This window comes from Fuchsiella alkaliacetigena, assembly GCF_023227765.1.
In the GTDB taxonomy this organism is placed as follows: domain Bacteria; phylum Bacillota; class Halanaerobiia; order Halobacteroidales; family Acetohalobiaceae; genus Fuchsiella; species Fuchsiella alkaliacetigena.
This window is the reverse complement of sequence record NZ_JALKBZ010000004.1, coordinates 35,554-59,536: the sequence shown is the minus strand read 5'-3', so window position 1 is coordinate 59,536 and position 23,983 is coordinate 35,554. Positions and strand designations below refer to the sequence as shown.

Here is a 23,983-nt window from a genome sequence, read left to right as displayed (position 1 = left end):
TACAAATATTCCTGCCTAGAATCAAAAAAAGTATACATTTTTATAGAGCATACTTAAACTTTAATGAACAGATTTCAATCTCAAACCATCAATGTAATTAAAAAATTAACCAAGATTTTTCTGTAATTCATCCAAAAAAGCAGGCCGATTAGCAAACTCATTTCTTAAATCTCTTAAAAAAGATTCAATTCTGCCATCAAAAATCATTAAAGTCTTCAACTCCCGCAGATAAGGCATCAACTGTTGATAATGCTTACGACCAGTTTTACTCTCAATTAATCGCGGTAATACCTGAGTATAAGCTGCAAAGTATTCTTCCACAAACTTATCAGCTAACTGATCGTAATACTTACTCCACCAGTGTAGGGAATTCTCTTCTTGCAATACCTCCAAAGCCCGATCCCAAAGCTCCTCTCTTAAATAAACATTCACCAAAGCAGAATCTCTTCTTTTAGCCAAATTATCCTCTAGCTCTTCAAAATAGCGGGCCCACTCCTCAGCAGTAGCAAGCTCTTTTAATTCCTGATAATATTCAAAATCTAAAGTTTCACAGAAGAGAATTAGCAGATTATACTTATACTTTGCAGAATCAGTCTCTCTATAAATTTCACTTAAAAAACTTCTTAAACGGATAATATAGGTACTAGAACTATCAGCTAACATATCCTCTGCCACTTCCACTGCCTTCTCCAGCTTTCCAATTTCCTTTAATCTCTCAGCATACAGCAAGCAAAAATCTATATCATCTTGATAATACTTAGCTAATATCTGTTCTCGTTCTTCATCGCTACCCAACCTATCCAGTAGCTCTAGTTGTACTTTAACTAAATTTTGAGCCCAATAATGTTCAGACCAACTCTCATCTGAATCCGGCATCTCCTTTGGCAAATAAGGAGTCAATAAATCAAGACAGTACTCTAACTCCTCTTCACTTTCAAGAAGGTCTAATAAAGCTGCCTCATAATATTCGTTAAAATAATCAGGGTCACGTTCAATAAACTTAGCAAATAAATAATCAATATACTCTCCTTTCTGCTCAAAAGTCAGCTCTGCTTTATTAAGGGCTACTACATAGTCCTTCAGATAAATTTCAAACTCCATTCCGTAATAACCGCTTGAATCATCAACTCGATTCATATTTTCAGCGATGCACTCAAATAGGGCCCGATACACCTTAGCCGCCTCCAAAAATCTATCCTTTCTCAAGCATAACTCCGCTCGCTCAGCTACTGAAGAAAAATCCACCTCGCTATAATAGTCGATAAAACCACGATTATCAGCAGCATCTTCGTATAATAAATCAATCTCTTGCTTGTAATCATAAAGACTATTTTCACTAACAGAATCACCAAAGTATATCAAAAAACGCGATCGCAATTCAGCAGACCTCTCCAGTTCTTCTTCCAGAAACTCCTTTAACTCTTCCCACTCCACTCTAGCTAAAAGATCTTCAACATCTTCTTCATTATCTTTTTCTTCAGTTTTTAATCTCTCCAGCACATCACTACCACCTTCATTAACAGACAAAAGAGCAGCAATAATATGCTTGCAATAACCACTATAATCATAAGGACAGCTACAGTTAGCTGTCACAGTCTCTAAATCAACTTCAACCTTATACATCTGACTCCCCAACACTTTAGCCTTAAGCTGAAAATCATTAGTCTTTAACTCTTTAACCCGACCTTCAGCACAATAATTTAATGCTCGCTGAAATGAACTTTCAGTACATAGCTCTCGAATCTCTGCTCTAGTTAGCTCCATCTTAACCCTCCTACTTTAGCCAATACAGAATCACTTTATATCTCTTCTTTAATCAGTTCAATATTTTCTTCAGTCGATTAATTGCCTACTTCTACACGAAGAAAAAAACTCCTTTAAAATACAGAACTTTAAGTTTATTAGCTTAAAAAACCAAGCCCTAACTTTCAAACTAAATAAGCAGAATATTCAAATCCTATTTCTACTCCTACTCTAGAATTTGAATAAAATCGCTTGACAATAGTTTGATATCAAACTATAATATAATCACAGGTTGACTTCACACTTTTTTTTAAGCAGATAGTTTGATCACAAACTAAATTCAAACTATTAAAGGGGGAGTGATTAAAGATGAAAGACCTATTTGATGAAACTCAAATTAACGGAATGGAATTAAAAAATAGGTTTATCAAAGCAGCTACTTGGGAAAATATGGCCGATGAAAAAGGGCACTTAACAGAACAACTGACAAGTGTCTATGATGAAGTATCTAAGGGTGGTGTAGGTTTGATTATTACCGGCTATGCATTTGTTACCGAGGATGAACAGCCTAATCCGGGAATGATGGGAATATACGAAGATTCTTTTATAGACGAATATAGAGAACTTACAGATATGGTCCATAATAACGGTAGTAAGATTGTAATGCAGATAGTTTACGGAGGAACAAAGACTACTTTTAAAACTGAAGATAGAGTTATATTAGGGCCCTCAGCAGTTAAGAATAGCAAAACTGGAGTAATGGCTAAAAAGATGACTAAAGAAGATATCAACGATTTAGTTAAAGCTTATGGTAAGGCAGCAGAAAGATGCAAGAAAGCCGGTTTTGATGGAGTGCAAATCCATGCTGCTCATACCTATCTGTTAAATCAATTTTTAAGTCCTTATCATAATAGAAGAACTGATGAATATGGAGGGACAATAGAGAATCGGGCCCGTATTTTATTCGAAATTCATAACGAGATAAGAGATAGAGTAGGTGAGGATTATCCGGTATTACTTAAAGTAACTGCTGGTGACTTTGAAGAAGGAGGCCAAAGCTTTGCTGAAAGCCTAGATGTATGTAAAGCAATGGCTAAAAAAGGGATCGATGCCATAGAAGTAAGCGGAAATATACATTCAACTGCCCAAGAATATTTTGGTGAGGATTGGTATGGATATACTGTTAAAGAAGGCGCCTTCTTTAAAGATTATGCTACTAAAGTGGCTGCCGAAGTGAATGTACCTATTATTTTAGTAGGAGGACTAAGAGAGTTTGAGGTAATAGAAAATCTGCTCCAAGAAACAGAAATAGAGTACTTTTCAATGTGTAGACCGCTTATGGCTGAACCTAATTTGATTAATCGCTGGCAAGAAGGAGATAGATCCAAGTCAAAATGTAAATCCTGCGGAGAATGTTATACTGAGGAAGGTAATATCTGCATTTTAAATAGATAGAGTAAGATAAATAGCTCCTACATTAAATATCTGTAGGAGCTATTTTGATATATTAGTTAAAAGTTCAAATATAGCTTTTTTAATAATCGCAGAAAATCTTCTGTTTCTTCCTCAGTAAATCCTTCGTAGGCCGTTTTAATTAATTTTTGAGAAATAGAATCAAAAGTCGTTTGTATATTTTTACCCTTTTCTGTAAGTGCTATATAAGTAATTCTTCTATCTTCTTCAGACTTTTGTTTTTTAATATATTCACGTTTAGAAAGTTTATTAACAAGTTGAGTAACAGTAGATTTATCCTTGCCAATTAATTCAGCTATATCCTTCATTTTTAATTTTCCATTATTTTTATACAATACTGAAAGTATAGACCCATGCGAGTGAGCTAAATCATTAATCCCGTGTCTTTTTAACTCATTCTCTATAAATTTACCCGCTTTTTTTCTTATTTTGCTTATGAAAAAGATAGTATACTGTTTATTTTCATTCATCAAATTTCATCGCTGCCAACCTCGTTAATCTATCAGTAGAGAGGAAAGCGCTCTTTCTTTTCACCTCCCGATTGTTTTTTATTTCAATTAATCTTTAAGCTTATAACCTATTTTAAACAAATAGGTAACTAATATAAGCAGAAATATAAATGCTCCGCTAATCACCGTTAATGAAAATAGATAGTTAATATCCGACTCAGCAATAAAGGAATAACGAATCAGATCAACCATATAAACTACCGGATTAAAAAGAGAAACTCTACTCCAAACTCCTGGTAAGGAGCTAACAGAATAAAAAACACCACTTAAAAAGGTCAGCGGAGTAATAAAGAAGTTAGAAAAAATAGAAATATGATCAAACTTTTTCGCCCAAAGACCAGCAATAATCCCCAACAGAGAAAAGATACCGGCAATAATAGTACCGCTCCCCAATAAAAGTAAAGGATGAGCAATAACCGCTCCGGCAAAGAAGATTGAAACTAGATAAATAGCCACTCCTACCGCTAAACCCCGGGCGATACCACCAATCATTAAGCCTAAACTCAGTTGCAGATAAGAAAAAGGAGCCAGTAATAGCTCAATAATGGTTCCTTGATACTTGGCAATTATCAACGAAGAAGAGGTATTAGCAAAAGCATTCTGAATAATCCCCATTACTATTAAACCAGGAATAATAAATCTAGTATAGGAAACCGAGTAACCTACTACCTCTCTCCCTCTTAAAGAATAAGCAAAAATAATTAAATAAAGAGTAGTAGAAATCAAAGGAGCAAAAATAGTTTGAATGGAAACTTTAATAAATCTCAAAACCTCTTTTTTAACTAATGTATAAAATGATATATAATTAATTATTCTCCCCTCCTAGACTAGTTAATTTTAAAAATACATCTTCTAATCTAGCACTGGAGATATCCAGATCATTAATTGGCAGCTTTGATTGATAAAGCTTGTCTAAAAAAGGCTTTAGTTTCTTTTTACTTAGTTCAAAGCTGAGCTTTTTTGAATTCTCGTCAATTTCAAAGTCATGTTCAGTCAACTCCGTTGGTACTCCCTTTACCTGCTCAGACAGTTTAACCTCTACTATCTTCTTATCTATAGAGTTAATTAAGTCTTCCTTGCTATCCACAGCCACTATCTCACCTAAATTCAAAATAGCTATTCTATCACACAGTGCTTCCGCTTCCTCTAAATAGTGAGTAGTTAAAATAATTGTTTTCCCCTGCCTATTCAAGCGGCGAATATATTTCCAAAGGCTGCTCCGCAGTTCTACATCAACCCCGGCGGTGGGTTCGTCTAAAACGATTATCTCCGGATCATGTACTAAAGCCTTAGCAATTAAGAGCCTTCTTTTCATTCCTCCGGATAAATTACGAGCATAGGCATTCTTTTTATCCGCTAAGCCTAACGTAGTTAAAATTTGATTGATCCGCTCTTCATTATCCTTAATCCCAAAGTAACCCGACTGTAGTTTTAAAGCTTCAAAGGGGTTAAAATAGGGATCAATGACAACTTCTTGCGGGACAATACCCAGCTTATGCTTGGCCTGACGATGATTACGGTCAATATCAGTCCCTAAAATACTTACCTGACCTGAATCTTTATGAGCTAAGCCGGCTAAAATCTTAATTAAGGTACTTTTACCGGCGCCATTGGGCCCTAATAACCCAAAAAACTCTCCTTTTTTAATCTCTAAATTAATATCACTTAAAGCCTGTAAATCACCATAACTCTTATTTAAATTCTCAATTTCAATAGCTACTGACATAGTCGTTTTCCCTTCCATAAAAATTAGTATAATGTATAAAGTCCTTCTCGACGCAGACTAAAATCTGACTAGACCTTAAACCATAAAATCAAAACCTAGAATTATATTAAATTCAGCAAATTTAATCTATAAACTCCATTGGCTCATCACCATAAATACTTATTACTGGCAACAAGCAGGCTCCTAAGCCTATGAAAAATACACTCCCTAATAATATATCCTGTTGAGGCCAAAGACGAAACACATTAATAACAATTCCGGTAGTGCTCTCTAAATAACTACTTACAAAGTCTGCCACTAAATAACCGCCTAAGGTACCCAACAATAAACCAAGTAGGATAATTACTACTCCCTCTAAGAACACTATCAGCATCACCTTAATCTGCGAAGCCCCTAACATCCTCATTACTGCCATATCAGAGCGTCCTTCGGCAACAGAACTTAATAAAGCCAGTAAAATAGAGCTTAAAGCTACTGCTAAAGTAACAATCGCAAATATATTAACTACTGTAGTTCCTTCACTAATTACTTCCATCAACTGCCTCAATACTGGAGATACAGCAGCTGCCTGCAAAGAGTAATCACTTGAATTATTAAGCTCATTTTTTAGCGAAGAAAGAGCCTGGATATCGGTGCTTTCTACTAAAATTGCAGTAAGTTCCAAATCGCCAGCTTGATAATGAAAGTCATCGTGGCTATGTCCATTGTGACTGTGGTCATCGTGACTATGGCCATTGTGACTATGATCATCGTGACTGTGGTCATCATGACTATGGTCATTGTGACTGTGATCATCATGGGTACAAGCATCACTATCAATCTTATGGATTACAGCTTGACCCTCTTCGAAAAAAGAATAGTGAGTAGCATAAACATGATGAGCAGCCCAGACACTTTCTATATCAGTAAAGATTACTCTATCATCAACGCCCTGGCCTTCATCTAAAATTCCTACTACTTCATAGGTGAAGTCATGCTCATGGCCATTATGTGCTCCCTCAATTCCGTGTACTCCCTTAAAAGTAGAGCCTATTTCTAAATCCGTTTCTCTAATTAACTTAGCACCAATTACTGCTTCCCCTGCTTCTTCTATAAATCTACCTGCAATTAATAAGTCCTCTACCTCTTCGGGATCATCTCCAAAATAAGTATAATCAGTACCTACAATTCGATGTCCTTGATAACTATCACCTAAGGCCATCGGGACGGCCTTTTTAACTCTTTCATCTCCTTTAAGCTCCTCGAAAACTTGATAATCTATATTTCCCGAGGGAACCTCATAGTGAAACAAGGTGCTTAAAGTTAACTGAGTCGGACTACCTGGAGCTCCAATTACTAAATCATGGCCGCGCGGGCCCTCAACTATACTCTCCTGCAAACCCGAAGAAATAATTAAAATAGTAAGTAATAAAATAACTCCTAAAGCAACCGAAAGTATAGTTAAAATAGAGCGCAAAGGCTTATTTGATAAGTTACGATATACTAAAGTAAAAACTCCCATTAACTATTCTCCTTTCCTGCTGTCAAGGCTTGGTTAATTTCTAAAATATCTATTAAACGCGGAAAACTATTCCCTAACTCTCGATTATGAGTAGCAGTCAACAAAGTAATATTCTTTTCAGTACAGATCTCTCTTAATAGCTCCATAATCTCCCTACCAGTCTGATAGTCTATATTACCAGTAGGCTCATCAGCCAGCACAACCTTAACTCTATTAGCTAAGGCTCTAGCAATAGCCACTCGCTGGGCCTCTCCTTGCGAAAGCTGACTAGGTCGATGCTCTAAACGATGCTCTAAGTTAACCTTAGCTAATAACTCCTTAGCCCTCGTTCGCTGCTCATTCTTACTTCTTTCCCCAGCAAAAAGCATAGGTAACATTACATTCTCTAAAGCCGTCAAGGTACTCAGCAAATTAAGCCTTTGAAATATATAACCTACTCTCCGAGTTCGAAAAATATCCCGTTGATTTTGAGGTAGATCATTAAGCTCTATCCCGTCAACTCTTACCCGACCGCGACTAGGCATAATCACTCCGGCAATTAAGTTTAAAATAGTAGTTTTACCGGAACCGCTCGGGCCCATCAAAGCTACCTGACTCCCCGCTTCAATCTCCAAACGGGGAATATCCACCACTGTCAATTTGCCTGATTCAGTATTATATCCTCTTTCAATATTTTCTAATAAAATCATAACATTCCTCCTAGACTTTGAATAATATCTACAACTTTAGCTCCCCTATAGCTAAGTTAATCAAAAAAATAAAATAACCTGCTAAAAATAAGAAAAAAATCAAGCTTTTTAGCTAAAACCATTAACTTAGACATTACTTTTTAACAAAGTGAACGAAAATAATTATTTAATCTTTTTTGAAACAGTTCATCCCACCTCTCAGCAAAGGGATTTTTAGAAATATAAGGCGTATTATACATCACTGCCAAGGAAAAGCAGTCTGCAAATATAGTTTTCTTCCTTATTTTACTAGCCGGAGCAAATTTAGAAGCATAGATTTCTTCAAAACTGCTCGGAAAAGCCTCTTCTCCTTCAGTTAAAGACTCACATAATAGTAAGCCTACTCCATGCAAAAACTCAGTTTCAGGAGTTCTGCTCTGTTTTCCTTGCTCTTGTTTAGCTTTAAAAATGGCTATTAGATTAAATTCAGGGTGAGTAAATGAATTATACTCTCGATGACTATAAGGTATCAAGTATAATTTAAAAGCAAATTTATCTTGGCTATGCTCTACTAGCTTGCTTATTCCAAAGTCATATAACAGTTTAATCAATTCTAAAACAACTGCTTCCTCCAATAAATAATAGTCTGACTTAAAAAAGCCATTTAGAATTTTCAATAACTGTTGATATATCCTAATTTCCTTGCTTACATACTTTATTCTAATACTTCCATTTAAATATCTTAAAACAAAATCACATAAATCCTTTTTAATTTCAACTATCTCAAAAGAGCTTGAGTAATCTTGAGCAGATAACATATTTTCAATAAATAAATCACAAAAAATCAAATTTGACTTTCCACTAACACTTCTTTCTAATAGTAATTTCACTAACTTTTTCAGAGCAGCTAAGTCACCTGCTTCTATTAAGCTACTAACAGCCTCTCTGGGCCCTACCTCCTTCATAGCCTCTCACCCCTTTAAATAAAAAAAGCCTGCATAATTGCTACACAGGCCACTAAATATAATGCAAATATATTACTTATATCCTTATTCTTAATTTAAAACTTTATGAAAAGCGCAAGGTTAAATATTCATAAATTGTATTAAATATCCAGATTGTCAGCTAAATTAGCATTCTTCATAATAAATTCTCGTCTTAACCTAACCTTAGAACCCATCAAACGAGTGAAAACACCATCAGCTTCCCGTTCATCATCAATTTCTACCTTTTCTAGCCTTCTGTGTTCGGGATCCATAGTAGTAGTCCATAACTGTTTAGGGTTCATCTCCCCTAAACCCTTATAGCGTTGAATATTAACCTTGCTTCTATCCAGATCACCCTGTAAATACTGGCTTAACTGTTGCTCAGAATATAAATATTTGCTATTACCACGATAACTGACCTTATATAAAGGCGGTTGAGCAATATAGAGATGCTCTTCTCTGATCAACTCCGGCATATAGCGATAAAAGAAGGTTAAAAGTAAAGTGCAGATATGAGCTCCATCGATATCAGCATCGGTCATAATAATAATCTTATGATAGCGCAGCTTATTTATATCAAAATCCTCTCCAATCCCAGTACCTAAAGCGGTAATAATAGCTGCAATTTCATTATTATTAATAATTTTATCCAAGCGGGCCCGCTCCACATTCAAAATCTTACCCTTTAAAGGCAAAATAGCCTGAAACTTTCTATTTCGGCCCTGTTTAGCCGAACCTCCAGCCGAATCACCCTCGACTAAGTATAGTTCACTCCGTTCAGCTTTACGACTACTGCAGTCCGATAACTTACCGGGCAGTTTATTACTGCTTAATACTCCCTTGCGCCTAGTTAGCTCCCGGGCCTTTTTAGAAGCCTGGCGGGCCCTAACCGCCTCCAAGGCCTTATTAATCACCCGCTTAGCCATATCAGCATTACGAACTAAATAACGACTCAAATAATCGTAAACAGCACTCTCCACCACACTCCTAATTTCACTATTACCTAACTTAGCCTTAGTCTGTCCTTCAAACTGAGGTTCGCTAAGCTTCACATTCACTACAGCCGTTAAACCCTCGCGCAAATCACGTCCTGTTAAGTTGGAATCCTTTTTATTTAATAAGTTATTCTCCCGAGCATAGCTATTAAAAACTCTCGTCAAGGCCGTCTTAAAGCCTGTCAAATGTGCTCCCCCATCGGAGGTATTGATATTATTAGCAAAGGTATATATCCGCTCATTATAGCTTTTATTATACTGTAAGGCTACCTCTACATAAGCTTCCTCGAACTCCTCTTCTAGATAAATAATCTTTTTGTGGAGCGGATCGCGGTCTTGATTCAGATGTTCAATAAAGGCTTTTAAACCTCCCTCATACTGATAAACAACCTCTTTTGCAGATTCCTGGCGTTGATCAACTAAGCTGATCTGTAGCTCCTTATTTAAAAAGGCCGATTCCTGTAATCTCTTAGCCAATACTTCAAACTTAAACTCAGTCGTATCAAAAATCTCTGCATCAGGCTTGAATTCAATCTTGGTTCCACTTTTATTAGTAGGGCCCTGCTTTTCAAGCTCAGTAACCGGCACTCCCTGTTCATACCTTTGAAAATAAACCTGTCCTTCTCGATAAATCTCCAACTCCAGCCACTCCGATAAAGCATTAACCACCGAAATCCCCACTCCGTGCAGACCACCAGAAACCTGATAACCACCTTGTCCAAACTTACCTCCGGCATGTAAAGTGGTTAAAACTAGTTGAGCTGCCGGTAGATCCTTTTTAGGATGGATATCTATCGGAATCCCCCGCCCTTTATCTCTAACAGAAACCACATTTCCTGCTTTAATTTCAACTTGAATTTCACTTCCATAGCCAGCCAAAAACTCATCAATGCTATTATCCACCACCTCCCAAACTAGATGGTGTAAACCCTTAGTACCAGTACTACCAATATACATTCCTGGCCTTTTGCGAACCGCTTCTAAACCTTCTAAAACATGAATCTGCTCTGCATTATAGTCTAACTCCTGCTTCAAATTTACCTTAGCCAATTTTAATACCACCTTTCTTATCTCTAGACAATTAAAAGCTGATTAAATGTATATTTTTAACAGTTGAATTCAATTGTCTATTATTATACCAAAGATTTAGGCAGAATACCAGTTTTAAATCTAGCTTAAACAAATATGGCCCAAATTAAAGTATAATTCCTTTAACAAAAAAAGGAGAGCAGAATTTGCTCTCCTAACTAAATATCACTCAACTTTTAAAATTTTTCACCTAAATCAACAGCATTAAAAACATTACCATAAAGTAAACTAGCTGTTGTAAAACTCCTCTGCTTTCCAATCCCGGCTCTGGAATTGCTTTGATCTTTTGCTGATACTCATCTCGATTTAGCTCCCCACTTTCATATAACTGGATTAAATAACTCTTATACTTATTAGCAACTTGATAATACTGTTTTTTATACTCAGCTTCCGTTAGTAAATAATCACTATAAGCTTGATTTAAACGCTTACGATATATCTTAAAATCTTCAGCTGTCTTAATTTCAAACTTCTCCTTATCTACTACCCCAGATTCAACTTTATTTTTTGCTTCTTGCCCCTTTAATTCAGCAATTTTATTTTCTACATTAGCTATCCTTTTATCTATTTCCGCTATTACATCTGCTTCTGCTAATTTTATATCTGCTAGTTTAGCTGGAAAGGTAGAATAAATATAAGCAGCGGAATTTAAGTCACCATAAAGATAATTTTCGTCATAGGATTCATAATTATGTAAGAATAACAGCTTAAACAGCTCCTGATTAGCAAAAATAATATTTACACTTTCAATTTGACTAACTATCTTCTCCGGTAAATCCTTTCGCCATTTACTTCTATTACTATCCTCCAGCCAAGGCATTCTATATTCTGGGATTTCCATCACTGAACGATGAAAAGACTTAGATCTATTATGTATATGGATACTCAAACCTTCATTTCTCGACCTAATATAATTAGCATAAAAAGCCACTACTTCCTCTCTATCGTTTAAAAATACTACTAAAACTGGAACTTCAACTATTCGCCCACGATAATCGCCTGCTAAAAGATCTCTATTAATACTGTCCACCCTACCTTGATCTGGATAAAGATAGTCCTGATATCTATTTAATATCTCTACAGAACTTTGATAGTAATCTTGCTTTAAAGTTATCGATTTAGGAACACTTATCTCAATCTTGCCTGCTCCTCTATCTCGAACCTCCACTTCATCATCAATTTTCAGCTCAAACATTTTATAAGGATCTACAAAGTTCTTTAGCTCCTCTAAGTACTCTTTTATCATCTCTAGCCTAGCTATTCTTTGTTCTTCTATCTCCAACACAAGCTCCTGGCCAGCCAAAGGTTTTATAGTTGCAGCTTCTCCTACCCCAATCACTAAAACAAGCATCAAAATTAAGAGCACCACTCCCAACCTAAACATTGTCACTTCCCCCTTATTAAAACTTATTTTCAATTTATCACCTACAATCCACACCGCTTACTTACCAAGGAGAAATAACAGCCAGCCTATACTTAATAGCATCAAATTCTTAATATTCAGAAAATTTAGACAAATAGAAGCAAAAAAATTCTCTTAAAATTTCATCCAATTTTAAAAAGACTAAGTACTCGTAGTTGATGGTACACTAAGTAATTTCATTATATCAAACATAAACTTTAATTCCAAGTGAAAATTAAAAAAATATCTCTAATTATGTTTAAATCTTCATATTAGCAGCAAGTAAAGATAAAAATATTGACTAATAGCTAAATTAATATTATACTAAAAAAGGTCAAAGCTATTTTTTAGAAAGGAGACTTGAAAATGATTGAAGAAGATATTACTCCCATTGCTATTGAAGATAAGATGAAGGAGTCTTATTTAAACTATTCATTAAGCGTAATTATCGGTCGGGCCCTACCCGATGTACGCGACGGATTAAAACCTGTGCACCGTCGAATTCTTTATGCTACTCAAGACTTAGGTTTAAGTGCGGATAAACCACATAAAAAATCGGCTCGAATTGTAGGTGAAGTTTTAGGTAAGTACCATCCGCACGGTGATGCAGCCGTTTATGATGCTATGGTCAGAATGGCTCAAAACTTTAACCAGAGGTATACCTTAATCGACGGTCACGGTAACTTCGGCTCTATTGACGGCGATAGTGCTGCTGCTATGCGTTATACCGAAGCCCGGCTTACCGAATTAGCTCAGGAAATACTCGGCGATATCAAAAAAGAAACCGTTGACTTCGTTGATAATTTCGATGGTAATCTCCAAGAACCGACAGTACTACCGGCTAGAGTTCCCAATCTCTTAGTTAATGGCTCCAGTGGGATTGCCGTAGGGATGAGTACTGATATTCCTCCTCATAATCTCAGTGAAACTATTTCGGCTTTAATTCACTTATTACATAATCCAGACTCTAGCTTAGAGGAGTTAATGGAGCATTTACCCGGGCCCGACTTTCCTACGGGAGCCCAGATTATCGGCGATGAAGAAATCAAAAAAGCCTATCGAACCGGTAAAGGTAGAATTATCCTCAGAGCCAAAACCGAAATTGAAAAAGTAAGCAGCAGTAAAAAAAGAATCATCATCTCAGAAATTCCCTATCAGCTAAACAAAGCAAAACTGATAGAAGAAATGGCTACAGTAGTTAAAAAAGAAAAAGTAGAAAATATAGTCGATATCCGCGATGAATCCGATCAAGAAGGCTTAAGGGTAGTTATCGAACTAAAAAGCAAAGCTAATCCTGAAATTGTACTTAATCGGCTCTATAAATATACCTCATTACAGAGCAGTTATCGAATTAATTTATTGGCTTTAGTAGATCAAAAGCCACAGACTATGGGGCTTAAAACTATCTTACAGCACTTTTTGGACTTCAGACGCGAGGTTATCACCCGGCGAAGCACCTTTGAACTCAATCAAGCTAAAAAACGCCAACATACTTTAAAAGGGATTCAAACAGCACTGGACAGCTTAGATAAAGTGATAAGTGTCATCCGTAACTCCCCTTCAGCTAAACAGGCTCAGAAAAATCTCCAAGAAGAGATTGGCGTCTCGGCCCAACAAGCCAAAGCAATTCTAAACATGAAATTACAGCGCTTAGTAAGCTTAGAAAGAGAAAAAATAGAAGCAGAAGCCGCTGAGTTAAAGAAAAAAATAGAACGTTTAACCTCAATCCTAGAACAACGGCAAGTAATGAATAAGTTAATAACTAAAGAACTAAGAGAAATTAAAGCAGAATATGGAGATCATAGAAAAACAGAAATTATCGCTGATGGGTCAAAAGCAGAATTAGATGAAAGTGATCTCATCAAAGATGAAGATATAGTCCTTTCGCTATCTTATCACAAATATCTAAAAAGAAGTAACGACCGGGATAAGCTACGTGCCAGCAAAGACGACTATATTACTCATATTTTCAGCGGTACTACCAGAGATGATCTTTTATTCTTTACTAATCAAGGGCAGGTTCATATTTTAAATACACATCAAATCCCAGAGCATCATGGTCTATCCACCGGTGATCCTTTAAGCGACTTTTTGAAACTGCCTTTAGATGAAAAAATTGTAGGTGTGCTTCTCTTAAGCGAAGAAATTAAAAATAAATATATCAGCATTGTTACTAAAAAAGGGCGGGTCAAAAAAAGCTTAGCTCGAGAATACGAAACAACTATCTCCTCTCTGAAGGCCATTAAACTCAATCAAGACGACGAAGTAATCGACGTTAAGATCACCGACGGCAACCAAAAGTTTTTATTAGGAACTAAACAAGGACAGACTATTCACTTTGAAGAAGGCGAAATCTCCGCCACTGGTCGTAATACCAAAGGAGTTAAAGGAATAGACTTAGCGAAAAATGACGAAGTAATTGCCTTTAACCTAACTAAACCCCAAGACTTTGTAGTAGCAATTAGTGCCGATGGTAGAGGGAAGCGAAGTAAACTCGAGGCCTACACCACTCAGAATCGAAATGGCAAAGGACTGCAAACTTTAAGCAGCGATAAGTACGAACTAATCCAAGTGATAACAGCTGCCGAAAATGATCAACTGCTATTAGTAAACAGCGAAGGTGAATTGCAAAAGATTAATGTAGCCGAAATAACCTTAACTAAAAGAATAGGTAGTATGTACTCTCAACTACAGTCTTCAAATACAAAATTGGAAAAAGCAATCAAACTACCCAAATAAATTCAATAAAGCCTTTAATCCTGACGGGTTAAAGGCTTTCTAAGCTAATAATACAGTTTATTAATTAGTAAGTTTCATAATTTCAGTACTGATTAAAGGTAAAGACTTAACACTATCCACAACTCCAGCCTCAAAAGCTGACTTTGGCATTCCATAGACTACTGAAGTTTCTTCATCCTGAGCAATAGTATAACCACCAGCATTTTTAATTGCCTTCAGACCTCGAGTCCCATCGCGACCCATTCCAGTTAAAACTACTCCAATTATACTCCCCGGATAATGTTCCGCTGCTGACTCCATAGTCAAGTCTATAGCTGGACGTACATTATGCTGCTTAGCACTGCGGTCTATATCAACCTCTCCCTTTTTTCTAACCAACAAATGATAATCCCCTGGCGCTATTAAGGCCTTACCAGGCCTAATTTTATCTCCCGGCTCTGCCTCCTTAACCTCTAAAGCAGAAAGTCTATCTAACCTTTCAGCTAAAGATTTGGTAAAGTTAGGCGGCATATGTTGAACTACTAAAACTCCTAAACCAAAGCCACTTTCAAGGTTAGTTATTACCTCTTTAAGCGCTCTGGGCCCGCCAGTAGAAGCTCCAATAATCAATAGCTCCTGCTTACCCTTAACTCTACTTACACTACTTTTCCGTTTAGTTTCAGTCCTTGTGGTTGTTTTCGGAGTAGTTTCTCTTTTCTTTTCTAACTTATCTTGAGCCAGTAGCTTAGACTGAGCAGCCACCTTAACTTTTTTAACCAAGTCGGCTTCTATCTCCTCAATATCTAAAGAAATAGAACCTGAAGGTTTAGGTATAAAATCAATAGCCCCTAGCTCTAAGGCTTCAATAGTAGTCCGACTATTCTCTTGAGTTAGACTACTCAACATAATAGTTGGAGTTGGTTTTTTATCCATCAACCAACCTAAAAACTCTAAACCATCCATTCGGGGCATCTCTACATCAAGAGTAATTACATCTGGACTTAGTTTTTCCAGCTTTTTAATGGCATCTTCACCATTTCTAGCAGTATCTATCACTCTAATTCCCTCAACATCCAGCATTGAAGAAATCATTTTTCGCATAAAAGCAGAATCATCGACAACTAAAACCCCAATCTCCGTGGCCAAAAAATCACCTCTTTAGTTACTAACTTAAAATATTTTTCATAGCCTCTTTAACCTTTTCCGGCTTAATCGGCTTAACAATAAAGTCTTCAGCACCAGCCTCCAAAGCGTCTACCACCATTGGCTTTTGACCCATAGCACTACAAACAATAATCTTAGCATCTGGATCAACCTTCTTTATTTCAACCATAGCCTCAATACCATCCATTTCCGGCATAGTAATATCCATAGTCACCAGGTCTGGATTTAATTCCTGATATTTCTGCACAGCATCTATTCCATTAACAGCTTCTCCGACCACTTCATAACCTTCTTCTTCAACTAATTTAGATAACATAGTCCTCATAAATTGGGCATCATCAACGATTAAAACTGTACTCATCTAAATTCCCTCCTAACCATGTGTTATTTCTTCAATATCAATAATTAAAGCTACACTACCGTCACCCAAAATAGTAGCTCCTGCTATCTTTTCCACTCCATCTGATAAATCATTAATTCGTTTAATTACTACTTCCTGCTGGCCAATAATAGAATCAACAATTAAACCGTAACTTTCCTCACCAATCCGAACTACAACTACTGAAATCTGCTCCGGCTTCTGTTCATAGCTAGGCTTATTAAGTTCTTCTCTTAAAGAGATCAAAGGCACTACTGTACCTCGCCTTTGAATAACTTCCTCTTGACGGATAGTCTTTATATCTTCCTCAGTAACCTTAACAATCTCTTGAATAGTATCCAAAGGTAGCACATACTTTTGCTCCACAACTTCTATTAAAAATCCTTGAATAATAGCTAAGGTTAACGGAAGTTTAATAGTAAAAGTAGAGCCTACTCCTACCTGTGAATAAATATCAACTGAACCGCTTAACGATTCAATTTTATTTTTAACTACATCCATTCCTACCCCACGACCAGAAACATCACTTACTTCTTCAGTAGTGCTAAATCCAGAAGAAAAAATAAGATTAATTATCTCTTGGTCACTGAGATTTTCCGCTTCCTCACGAGTAACTACTCCTTTACTGACGGCCTCCTGCTTAATATACTCAGGATTGATCCCTCCTCCATCGTCTTTAATTTCAATAATTACATTATTACCTTCGTGAAAGGCTGACATCTTAACAGTACCAACAGGGTCCTTACCTGCCTTTTTTCTTTCTTCAGGACTTTCAATTCCGTGATCTACTGCATTACGAATAATATGTACTAAAGGATCACCAATCTCATCAATAATAGTTCTATCTAATTCTGTTTCTTCTCCCTCAATTTCCAAATTGATTTCCTTATTTAACTCCTGAGCTAAGTCTCTAATCATCCGTGGAAAACGATTGAAAACTATATTTATCGGCACCATCCGCATTTTCATTACCGAATCCTGTAACTCAGTAGTAACCTTACCTAAAGACTTCAGCTGTTTATTCAACTCATCTAGTTCATAGCTTTCTCCAACAGACTCTACTTGAGTACGCTTAATTACCAGTTCAGCTACTAAGTTCATTAAGTCATCTAATCTCTCTACATCAACCCGAATAGTACTGCTAGACTTCAACTTACGGGAGATAGAACTACCAGTGCTTTTTTTCTGCTGTTGAGCCTTCTTTTGCTGCTCCTCTTCTTTTAACTGAGCTAAAGATTCAATTCTCTTTAAGTCCAAGTCTTCAATCTCAGAAATTCTTTCTATAGCCTCTAAAATAGAGTCTGAATCTGCTTCACTTACAAAAAGAATATAAAACTCCTTAGCTACCTCTGCATTTTCTATATTTTCTAAAGCAGGGTTCCCCTTAATCAGTTCTCCCAATTCATCTAGTTCATCTCTAACCATCTTAGCTCGCAAGGATTCAAAAACACAACCATCATCCAAAGTTACTTTCAATAAGTAGATAGTTCCTGCTTCCAAGTCTATCTCTTCTTTAGCCTGAGCTATCTCTTGGTCATCTAAATTTAAAGCAAAGTCTTCAACACCAGTGCTTTCTGACTCAAACTCTATACTTAGGTCTGCTAAACTATCTATAACCTCTGTTTCTACTTCTTTGATTTCAGAAATTCCTACTACCAGCTCTGCTATATCTTCAGGAAGCATCTCTGTAATCAAAAGTATATGAAATACCTGACCTACTTCAGCATCTTCAATGTTTTCCAAAGGAGGATTACCTTTTAACAGTTCGCTATACTCAGCCAACTCATCACTTACCATTTTAGCTCGCAAAGATCTAAAAGCACAGTCCTCCTCTAAGGTTACTTTTAATAATAAAGGTACTGATTCTTCTGTTAACAGCTCCTGAGCAGCCTCAATCTCTGCCGCATTTAGACCCACACTATAATCCGTTCCCAAAGCAACAGTTTCTTGAGAAGTACTTTCTATTTCATCAATACAGTCACCACTAGCACACCCTTTAAGATTATCAATTACATCTGCTAACTCACCAGCTACAGCATCTTCACCTTCATTAATCAATATCTCTAAGGTATCCACTGCTTCAAAAAGTCTATTTATAATTTCAGTATTAACATTCATTTCCTGATTTCTTAACCTATCTAGGATATTCTCCATAACGTGAGTTAAATTGCTGACCTTTTCAAAACCCATAGTTCCAGCCATACCTTTTAAAGTATGAGCAGCCCTAAACAGCTCTTTAATAATCTCCAAATTATTAGGATTACTTTCTAAATCTAAAAGAGAGGTATTCAAAATTTCTAAATGTTCTCTAGATTCTGTAGCATACAGCTCCTTTAATTCATCCGTATCCATAATCTTACGCCCTCCTTTATCACGCTTATTCCTCTATAACCACATCTTCACTAACCTGCTCTAACTCAATCTTTTCTTCGGTAGTTAGTAACTTATCCAAAGCTAATAAAATTATAATTCTATCATCTATTTTTCCAATTCCCTTTAGGTAATCACCCCTGATTCCAGCAATCTTTTGAGGAGCATCTTCAATATCATTAGGATCTATCCTCAGAACTTCAGATACTGAATCCACAATCAAACCTACATCTTGATTATCCATCTCTACAATGATAATCCTGGTCTTTTTAGTATCCTCCTCTTCTACTCCAAAGCGTTTTCTTAAGTCAATTACCGAAATAATATCTCCTCGCAAATTAATAATTCCAGACATAAAGTCAGAACTATTAGGCAGTTTGGTAATCTCCTGTAGCCTGATGATTTCCTGCACCTTAGTAATCTTAACTCCAAATTCTTCACCACCTAAATTAAAAACGATTAGTTGTTGCGTACCATTACTCATCTTAATAATCTCCTCCTTCCAAAAACAAAAATAGCCAGTATTAACTCTTTGTAATATAAAAGTTCGTGACCTAATTAATAATTCCTGCATATTTTAAATAAAAAGAAAACGATCTACGTTACCAACTAAATAACATCTTAAATACTCCCCAAAACTTAAATTTAATAAACTTAGTCGTCCAGTCCAATTCCGTCTTATCACAGACAGTAGAAATACTAAACTTATCAAATTCTCCTTTTAAATTTAACTCTTCCCCACTCTCTAAAGCAGCCACTTTAGTATCCAAAAGCTCCTTTAACTTCTTAGCATCTTTAATTCTTTGGCTTACATGTTCTTTAGTAGCTTCATCTATTCTATTATACTTATGCTTTAATTCATTTAGTCTTTCAGCTGCGGAATATGTTTGTTCTACAATTTCCTTTCTAGTCATCCATTTTGTTTCATAGCTTAATATTTCTTGCCAAGAAGGATTAGTTAAACGTTGGCGATGATCTTCTAAGGTATGAGCTAGCTTTTTATAACCCATCAGCTCCGGCTTTTCAAAAGCTAAGCTACCTGGATCTAGAAAAGGGCCCATTGGCGAAATAAAACAGGATAATCGCTGATCATACTTGTTGAATAAATGTTCACAGTAGTCTATAGTCTCCTGCACCGATTGAACCGTCTGTTTAGGCAGTCCAATCATAAAAAAGACATCGATTCTATTACAGTCCAAATCCGCTGCTATATCCAAAGTTGCTTCCATTTCTTGATTAGTATAATAAACTTCTTTATCTTGAGCTGCTCTAACCTCTTCACAATGGCTTTCTGGAGAAAGCTCTAAACTCCAATTTTTCACTGCTTGATCTATGCCTTCTAAAAACTCTGCTGAAGCTGGACTAAATAGTTCAAATATAATCTCATTTTTAAGCTTAAGCTGTTTTAGTTTAGCTAAAAGCTGCTCAGCATACTCCTGGCCTGCCTGACGGATATCTCCGATAATAAAAATTGGGCCACGAGAAAAAGTAGCTATTTCCTTAATATTCTTAGCTAAGCTAGCCGGACTTCTAAAGATAGGGCCCGATCTCTGATTATAATGCTGATTAGTACAATTAGAACGTCCACAAGTTACACAGCCCTGTTGACAACCCTTAACTGAAAAAACCGTAGTAATAGGATTCTGCAACCAACCATCAAAAGGGAGCATGCTCTCCAAATCTCGATACTTCAGTACATTTTTAATCATAATATCCGTTCTCAAATCAACATAGTCTAAATTATCAGGATTAAAGCTAAGCTCATTAACTACCGTCTCTCCATCTTGCTGCCAAGTTAAATTAGGCACCTTACTTAGCGAAGTATCATCCTTAACACTCTTTAACAGTTCCAGAAAAGGCTTCTCTGTACAGTCACCCCGCAATACATAATCAACCTGTGAATATTCTATTAACTCATCATGAAAATAAGTAGAAGATAGTCCTCCAAAAACAACCGGAGTATCAGGATGCTCCTCCTTAACTATCTTAGCTACTTCCAAAGAACCATGAGCATGCGGAAGCCAGTGTAAGCCAATTCCAAAAAACTGCGGGTCTAAATCTGCAATAAACTCTCTAACCTCAAAGTCTTCATTTCTCATCATCTTTACAGCTAAATTAACGATTCTAACTCTATAACCCCGCTCTTCTAAATAACTTTGAATAGTTAAAAAACCCAAAGGGTACATCTCAAATACTGGCGAAGAAGGAATTAAATCACTAACCGGGCCATAAAGAATAGCTTTTTCGCGAAAATCATATACACTCGGTGGATGTAATAAAACCACATCTGTTTCTGTAAACATTAGCATCTTCCTTTACTTATAATTGATATTATTAAAATAAAAACTTGCTTTATTCATATTTCTGGCAAAGCAAAAAAGAATCCTTCTTTTTTGACTTAATTTATCAAAACAAATACCTACTAAACAAAACCTACCATCTGTTACTAATCAGAATATTGAGAATATCTTATTTAAAGTTATTATATAACCTTATACCATAGCTAACTTATACAAGCAGTATCACTAACAAGCCTAATATCCAACAATAATAAGCAAAAAAACTCATTTTTTTATTCTCTACAACCTTCATCAATAATTTAATAGCAATATAACCTGAAATCAAAGCAGATAAAGTTCCCACTAGTATCTGTAATAAAGTTACATCACCAGTTCCATATCGAATTAATTCTATACTTTCTAATAAAGTAGCTCCTAATACAATCGGAATCGACATTAAAAAAGAATAACGAACCGCTAGTTCTCTATCCAAACCCTTAAAAAGTCCGGTAGTAATAGTAACCCCTGAACGAGATAAACCCGGAAATAAAGCAGTAACCTGAGCTAAACCAACTACTAGGGCATCCTTAATATTCATCTCACCCATTGTTTTACCTTTTTTAATTACTTTATCAGAGAGCCATAATAAAACACCAGTAATTAATAACATAAACCCAAATACTATTGTCTGGCGAAATACTCCTTCAAAAAAAGATTTAAACAAAACACCTGTTACTCCGACAGGAATAATACCTATAATTATATATTTACTAAATCTAGGATAGTTAGAATCTTTATCAAATTTAAAGATTTCAACTATATCCCGCCAAAATACAGCTACAATAGCTAATAAATTACCAAAATGAAGAAAAATACTTAATGTTAAACGTTCATGAATCCCTAAAAACTCCTGTACAAATACCAGATGACCCGAACTACTGATTGGCAAGGGATCTACTACTCCTTGCACAATTCCTAAAGCTATTACTTCAATTAAGTTCATCTTCAGCCTCCCACCTATCTTTTAAGTAAAAAACTTCACTTACAATTCTACATTATAGCACAAATACCCTCCTAAAATCAATCAAAAGCAATTTTTATATCCAACAAATAAAAGCACCCTTAAGGGTGCTTTTAAAAGAGTTTATTCACAACAATTTATTTCTTCTGTAGCAGCAGAAACTTCATCCATTACCTGACCGCATCCTTCACAAAGAAAACTATTTCCAGCACTGCTCATCTCTTCTCCGCAACACAGTGGAGCTGAAAACTCAGTTCCGCAGTTTTCACATGCAAACTCACTCATGCTTTACCTCCTTTATAATTTGAACTCCAAATCACTGTTATTATCTTTTCATAAGCAGAGAAGATTATACTGGAATAAAATAACTCCCCCCCTTTCTCTAAGTTGATATGTACATTATTTTTTAATTTGTTCGCAAGCGAGCAAATAAATGTTGACCAATAGTTTTAATTGGTTCTGTATTCTCAAAAATCCAACTAGCAGTAGCAGTACGAGGATTATAATAATAAAGCGCTCCTCCGCTAGGATCCCAACCTCTTAAAGCATCTTCAGCAGCATCATAAGCCATCTGATTAGGGGTCAAATTAATCTGTCCATCCAAAACAGCTGAAAAAGCATAAGCACCATTAGTTCGCTGATAAACAACTCCATCAATAGTATTAGGGAACTCATTACTATCAACTCTGTTTAAAACTACAGCAGCTACTGCAACCTGTCCTTTATAACTCTCTCCTCTGGCTTCGGAATAGACTGCTCTAGCTAAAGTCTCCAACTCTCTTTGTCCAGCATTATAACGATAATAAACTGGAATTTCTTCAGATGACGAATCATCTTCTTCTTTCTCATCAGGTATCGTTTCTTCATAGTCTGTATCTGTTGAATCCTCCCCAGAAGAATCAGTCAAACCATCATCAGCCGGTATATCTGCCTCTGCATCTGAACTTCTACCTAATAAAGATAATAAAAATATCATTCCTATTCCTTTAAAAATATTCCTATAATCGTCTCTTTCCAAGGCCCAAGCAGTATCCACCAGCAAAAAACCTGTCATAAAAGGAACTAATAGACTAACAATCAACAAATAAACAATTATTCTTTTTTCAATTAATCTTCCCACTTCCAAGTTCTCCCCTTTCATTTTGCTTTATTTAACTTATAGTTGCAAACTATTATAGCAAATTTCAAGGAGGATTGGTATAGTAAAATGTGCTAGCCGATGTCAGTCATTTTAGGGCCCTAGCCACCTATAATAAAGGAATATTTGACAAGCTAAACTCCAAACTATATAATAACTCCATACTTATATAACTTATGACATATTAACATAAATAACAAGGAGGTTAAGCTAATGTCTTATCGTACACATTCTACTTTTGGAATTTTATTTGCTCTAATTATCATTCTAATCAGCAATAATCTAAATAGACTACTCCATTCTGACTTTCTTTTTGTTCTCAATCGGGCCGAACCTTTAACTCTCTATCTAGCAGTACTAATCGGGGCCCTACTCCCCGATATCGACCATGCTAATAGTAAAATTACCAGCAAACTAAAGCCTCTAAACTGGATTACCAGACTATTCGGAATCAAACACCGCGGCATAACCCACAGTTTAATTGGCTTAGCTCTTTTTTACATGCTAATCAATAAAATATTAGCTCTCGGCTGGATAAACCAAATCTGGTATTACGGCTTATTATTAGGATATATCAGTCATTTATTAGCAGATATGCTCAACCCAACGGGAATCCCTCTCTTTTTTCCTAATAGCCGTAGATTCAGCTTTGGAGTTAAGATCACCACCGGTAGTTGGCAGGAAAACATATTCTTTTCTTTAATTACCTTAGCTTTAGTAATAGTACTGATGATTAATCACGGCTATTTCACTGAATACCTCCCTTTTTAATTTTTATCTATCTTCTATCCTTTATAATCTATCATCTATAAAAAAAGAGTC

Annotated in this window: 20 protein-coding genes; 3 read left to right on the top strand and 17 right to left on the bottom strand. The window is 36.0% G+C overall.

The window, feature by feature from the left end:
* Window positions 1–105: 105 nt before the first annotated feature.
* Window positions 106–1,764, bottom strand: coding sequence for an SWIM zinc finger family protein (locus MWH30_RS02040; RefSeq protein WP_248662379.1), 1,659 nt, complete (start codon window positions 1,762–1,764; stop codon window positions 106–108).
* A gap of 348 nt (window positions 1,765–2,112) precedes the next feature.
* Here MWH30_RS02040 and MWH30_RS02035 point away from each other — a divergent pair, with 348 nt between their 5' ends.
* Window positions 2,113–3,198 carry an NADH:flavin oxidoreductase gene (locus MWH30_RS02035; protein ID WP_248662378.1) on the top strand — a complete coding sequence of 362 codons (1,086 nt, stop codon included), beginning with the start codon at window positions 2,113–2,115 and terminating at the stop codon, window positions 3,196–3,198.
* 56 nt (window positions 3,199–3,254) lie between these two features.
* Here MWH30_RS02035 and MWH30_RS02030 read toward each other — a convergent pair whose 3' ends face one another.
* From MWH30_RS02030 to MWH30_RS01990, 8 genes are all read right to left on the bottom strand, one after another.
* Window positions 3,255–3,686, bottom strand: a complete 432-nt coding sequence (locus MWH30_RS02030; RefSeq protein WP_248662377.1) for a MarR family winged helix-turn-helix transcriptional regulator — start codon at window positions 3,684–3,686, stop codon at window positions 3,255–3,257.
* 87 nt (window positions 3,687–3,773) lie between these two features.
* Window positions 3,774–4,526 carry an ABC transporter permease gene (locus tag MWH30_RS02025; protein ID WP_308221593.1) on the bottom strand — a complete coding sequence of 251 codons (753 nt, stop codon included), beginning with the start codon at window positions 4,524–4,526 and terminating at the stop codon, window positions 3,774–3,776.
* A 4-nt stretch (window positions 4,527–4,530) separates the two neighbouring features.
* Window positions 4,531–5,451 carry an ABC transporter ATP-binding protein gene (locus MWH30_RS02020; protein WP_248662375.1) on the bottom strand — a complete coding sequence of 307 codons (921 nt, stop codon included), beginning with the start codon at window positions 5,449–5,451 and terminating at the stop codon, window positions 4,531–4,533.
* Window positions 5,452–5,572: 121 nt separating this feature from the next.
* On the bottom strand, window positions 5,573–6,952 hold the full coding sequence (locus MWH30_RS13765; RefSeq protein WP_282706133.1) for an ABC transporter permease: 1,380 nt from the start codon (window positions 6,950–6,952) through the stop codon (window positions 5,573–5,575).
* Window positions 6,952–7,641: an ABC transporter ATP-binding protein gene (locus MWH30_RS02005; RefSeq protein WP_248662374.1), complete on the bottom strand. Its 690-nt coding sequence runs from the start codon at window positions 7,639–7,641 to the stop codon at window positions 6,952–6,954. Before MWH30_RS02005 ends, MWH30_RS13765 begins: the two co-directional genes overlap by 1 nt.
* A gap of 140 nt (window positions 7,642–7,781) precedes the next feature.
* On the bottom strand, window positions 7,782–8,585 hold the full coding sequence (locus MWH30_RS02000) for a hypothetical protein (protein WP_248662373.1): 804 nt from the start codon (window positions 8,583–8,585) through the stop codon (window positions 7,782–7,784).
* Between the two features lie 140 nt (window positions 8,586–8,725).
* Window positions 8,726–10,651, bottom strand: a complete 1,926-nt coding sequence (gene gyrB / locus MWH30_RS01995) for a DNA topoisomerase (ATP-hydrolyzing) subunit B (protein ID WP_248662372.1) — start codon at window positions 10,649–10,651, stop codon at window positions 8,726–8,728.
* A gap of 229 nt (window positions 10,652–10,880) precedes the next feature.
* A complete protein-coding gene (locus tag MWH30_RS01990) occupies window positions 10,881–12,074 on the bottom strand; it encodes a hypothetical protein (protein WP_248662371.1) in 1,194 nt (397 codons plus the stop codon).
* A gap of 384 nt (window positions 12,075–12,458) precedes the next feature.
* Between MWH30_RS01990 and gyrA the strand changes: the two genes are divergently transcribed.
* On the top strand, window positions 12,459–14,831 hold the full coding sequence (gene gyrA / locus MWH30_RS01985; RefSeq protein ID WP_248662370.1) for a DNA gyrase subunit A: 2,373 nt from the start codon (window positions 12,459–12,461) through the stop codon (window positions 14,829–14,831).
* 60 nt (window positions 14,832–14,891) lie between these two features.
* Here the strand turns inward: gyrA and MWH30_RS01980 are convergent, their stop codons facing one another.
* From MWH30_RS01980 to MWH30_RS01945, 8 genes are all read right to left on the bottom strand, one after another.
* Window positions 14,892–15,956 carry a protein-glutamate methylesterase/protein-glutamine glutaminase gene (locus MWH30_RS01980; RefSeq protein ID WP_248662369.1) on the bottom strand — a complete coding sequence of 355 codons (1,065 nt, stop codon included), beginning with the start codon at window positions 15,954–15,956 and terminating at the stop codon, window positions 14,892–14,894.
* A 19-nt stretch (window positions 15,957–15,975) separates the two neighbouring features.
* Complete coding sequence (locus tag MWH30_RS01975) at window positions 15,976–16,335, bottom strand: response regulator (RefSeq protein WP_248662368.1); 360 nt, start codon at window positions 16,333–16,335, stop codon at window positions 15,976–15,978.
* A 12-nt stretch (window positions 16,336–16,347) separates the two neighbouring features.
* Entirely contained in the window at window positions 16,348–18,705 is a 2,358-nt protein-coding gene (locus MWH30_RS01970; RefSeq protein WP_248662367.1) for a chemotaxis protein CheA, read from the bottom strand.
* A 25-nt stretch (window positions 18,706–18,730) separates the two neighbouring features.
* Window positions 18,731–19,207 carry a chemotaxis protein CheW gene (locus MWH30_RS01965; protein ID WP_248662366.1) on the bottom strand — a complete coding sequence of 159 codons (477 nt, stop codon included), beginning with the start codon at window positions 19,205–19,207 and terminating at the stop codon, window positions 18,731–18,733.
* Window positions 19,208–19,325: 118 nt separating this feature from the next.
* A complete protein-coding gene (locus MWH30_RS01960; protein ID WP_248662365.1) occupies window positions 19,326–21,026 on the bottom strand; it encodes a TIGR04190 family B12-binding domain/radical SAM domain protein in 1,701 nt (566 codons plus the stop codon).
* A gap of 205 nt (window positions 21,027–21,231) precedes the next feature.
* A complete protein-coding gene (locus MWH30_RS01955; protein ID WP_248662364.1) occupies window positions 21,232–22,005 on the bottom strand; it encodes an undecaprenyl-diphosphate phosphatase in 774 nt (257 codons plus the stop codon).
* Between the two features lie 141 nt (window positions 22,006–22,146).
* Window positions 22,147–22,308: a hypothetical protein gene (locus MWH30_RS01950; RefSeq protein WP_248662363.1), complete on the bottom strand. Its 162-nt coding sequence runs from the start codon at window positions 22,306–22,308 to the stop codon at window positions 22,147–22,149.
* Window positions 22,309–22,429: 121 nt separating this feature from the next.
* Window positions 22,430–23,143 carry a cell wall hydrolase gene (locus tag MWH30_RS01945; RefSeq protein WP_248662362.1) on the bottom strand — a complete coding sequence of 238 codons (714 nt, stop codon included), beginning with the start codon at window positions 23,141–23,143 and terminating at the stop codon, window positions 22,430–22,432.
* 231 nt (window positions 23,144–23,374) lie between these two features.
* On the opposite strand from MWH30_RS01945, the gene MWH30_RS01940 reads away from it, so the two are divergent.
* The gene (locus tag MWH30_RS01940; RefSeq protein ID WP_248662361.1) at window positions 23,375–23,932 is read left to right on the top strand and encodes a metal-dependent hydrolase; all 558 of its coding nucleotides are present in this window, start codon (window positions 23,375–23,377) and stop codon (window positions 23,930–23,932) included.
* Window positions 23,933–23,983: the final 51 nt, after the last annotated feature.